The organism is Aurantimonas sp. 22II-16-19i, assembly GCF_002088275.1.
Lineage (GTDB): Bacteria > Pseudomonadota > Alphaproteobacteria > Rhizobiales > Rhizobiaceae > Jiella.
The window spans coordinates 1-2858 of sequence record NZ_AQQS01000074.1 but is presented as its reverse complement, the minus strand read 5'-3'; the positions used below and the strand labels follow the sequence as shown (position 1 = coordinate 2858).

The following is a 2858-nucleotide window of genomic DNA, read 5'->3' as shown; positions in this document are numbered from 1 at the left end:
CCTCCAGAGGCCCTCACGGGTCCTCCTTCACAGGCCTACGGAACGCTCCGCTACCACTCATCTCGAAAGATGAATCCACAGCTTCGGTGTATGGCTTGAGCCCCGGTACATTTTCGGCGCAAAGTCTCTTACTTAGACCAGTGAGCTGTTACGCTTTCTTTAAATGATGGCTGCTTCTAAGCCAACATCCTGGTTGTTTTGGAAACTTCACATCCTTTCCCACTTAGCCATAACTTGGGGACCTTAGCTGGTGGTCAGGGTTGTTGCCCTCTTCACGACGGACGTTAGCACCCGCCGTGTGTCTGCCGGATAGTTCTTCCAGGTATTCGGAGTTTGGTTAGGATCAGTAAGACGGTGAGTCCCCATAGCCCATCCAGTGCTCTACCCCCTGGAGAATAAGTCCGACGCTCTACCTAAATAGATTTCGCGGAGAACCAGCTATTTCCGAGTTTGATTGGCCTTTCACCCCTAGCCACAAGTCATCCCAATCTATTGCAACAGATGAGGGTTCGGCCCTTCAGTGCGTGTTACCGCACCTTCAGCCTGCTCATGGCTAGATCACTCGGTTTCGGGTCTAATCCGACGAACTGAACGCCCTGTTCAGACTCGCTTTCGCTGCGCCTACACCTATCGGCTTAAGCTCGCTCGCCAGACTAAGTCGCTGACCCATTATACAAAAGGTACGCGGTCACCCTTGCGGGCTTCCACTGTTTGTAGGCATTCGGTTTCAGGTTCTCTTTCACTCCCCTTGTCGGGGTGCTTTTCACCTTTCCCTCACGGTACTGGTTCGCTATCGGTCATGCACGAGTACTTAGGCTTGGAGCGTGGTCGCCCCATGTTCAGACAGGATTTCACGTGTCCCGCCCTACTCGAGGACCTCAAAGAGCCTTGCGCCTACGGGGCTATCACCCAATCTCGCCACGCTTTCCAACGTGTTCGGCTTCTCTCATATGAGGCCACTGGCCTGGTCCGCGTTCGCTCGCCGCTACTGACGGAGTCTCGGTTGATGTCCTTTCCTTCGGGTACTGAGATGTTTCAGTTCCCCGAGTTCGCTTCTAACCCCTATGTATTCAAGGTTAGATACCTTCACTGACCCCTGTTAATCGAAAGCGCTCACGCCGGATTGCTTGCAGCAATCGGCTCCGCGAGGGCGGGCCATAAGGCCCGACGGCCGGTCGGCCTACGGCTGCCGCGCGCCCTTTCGGACAACACGCACAACGGTCGGCTCGGCCAGCTCAGCAGTTTCGACTTAACAGGGATCGAAGGTGGGTTGCCCCATTCGGAAATTCACGGATCAAAGCTTATTCGCAGCTCCCCATGACTTATCGCAGCGTATCACGTCCTTCATCGCCTGTGCATGCCAAGGCATCCACCAAATGCCCTTTTGACACTTGATCGTTCTCATCGCCAATGATCATCATTCCTCTGCCCACTCACGCGAGAGGCGCTGCGTGGGGCGCGGTCCATCAGGACCGACGGCCGTTCGGCCTTGCCTCAGACCCTTGCGGGTCATCGGTTCGGCGTCACATCCGTCAGCCATTCAAGGCCACTCAGACGAACAAGAGAGAGATCATTGAACTTGAGATCATTCTTGGTTCGGCACCGCTAACATCCGCCAGGTGTGCAACCTGAACGAACGTCCTGCAGCGGTGCCATTTTGCCAGTCGGGCGGCTAAACCCAACTGGCGAAAGACCAGCTTCTCGAGACGAACCCCGACGGTGTGCGGTCAGGCAACACCGATCAATGGCAAAGGATGTTATGACCTGGACGAAGGCGATGAACCTTCTTCCAGAACCCTTCACCGACAGAACCGTGCTTGCCGCTTGCGCAGCGCCCCGGAGTAGGAGGCAGACCCCTTGCGGGGTCTTTGGCGACGATCCTTCGAGATCCGTCTTCTTCTTCACGATGGTAGGAGAACAGGCCGCCTGGCTCACGAGGAGCGAAGCGGCAAACTTGTGCTTCTTGTCTTGGATGATGAACGCGACGTTCGCGCCGGCCTGCGAGCCGTAGGCTCTCCGGCATTCCTTCATTTCGATCGCCATGCGACCGATCGCCTGCGGCGACCATTCCGGAATGGTGGAGCCTATCGGGATCGAACCGATGACCCTCTGCTTGCAAAGCAGATGCTCTCCCAGCTGAGCTAAGGCCCCGATATTTTCACTCACGCGCGAGGCGCTCCGTGAGGGCGCCGAACCATCGGCGACGTCCATTCGGACTACCGAAGTGGCGCCTCTTACTGCCAACCGCGACGCGGTGGGCCCGGCCCCGCGCTCTCGCAGGAGCGAAGCTCCGAGAAAGCGCAAAGAAGGAATGCTACCCGGGCCAACCATTTTGGTCGGCACCACGCTGCAATCCTCGATCCGGCATCTCACCAAAATGGTGGGCCCGGGTAGATTCGAACTACCGACCTCACCCTTATCAGGGGTGCGCTCTAACCAACTGAGCTACGGGCCCGAACCGGTGTGGTCCGCAACCTTCGGCGATCGACCTCATCCACCATGCCACGAGGACATGACGGAGATGCGACCGACCGGCTGCTGATAGGCTCGGCAGATATTCATCATCCTGACAAGAAAGAGAAACGAAGGCGGCGGTGCTCTGCCCTCAACGCCCTAGGCTGGCGTCCTCGCCCCGTCCAGTGGCAAGCCACTGGCAGGGTCCGTCGACCAACTTCATAAGCGCCTGGTATTTCAGCGGCATCGACTGACTATCGATGCCTTTGTTCTAAAACAATCCGATACGGGAAGTCCGGCGGACCAGACCCGAAGGCCTGATGGACCGGACGCCGTGAGGGATCGTCCTTAGAAAGGAGGTGATCCAGCCGCAGGTTCCCCTACGGCTACCTTGTTACGACTTC

Annotated in this window: 2 tRNA genes and 2 rRNA genes; all 4 read right to left on the bottom strand. The window is 57.3% G+C overall.

The window, feature by feature from the left end:
• Positions 1–1397: ribosomal RNA gene (locus ATO4_RS26595) — 23S ribosomal RNA — on the bottom strand; the annotation flags it as partial.
• Positions 1398–2075: 678 nt separating this feature from the next.
• Positions 2076–2151: transfer RNA gene (locus ATO4_RS26585), tRNA-Ala, on the bottom strand.
• A 227-nt stretch (positions 2152–2378) separates the two neighbouring features.
• Positions 2379–2455, bottom strand: a tRNA-Ile gene (locus ATO4_RS26580).
• Between the two features lie 351 nt (positions 2456–2806).
• Positions 2807–2858: ribosomal RNA gene (locus ATO4_RS28190) — 16S ribosomal RNA — on the bottom strand; the annotation flags it as partial.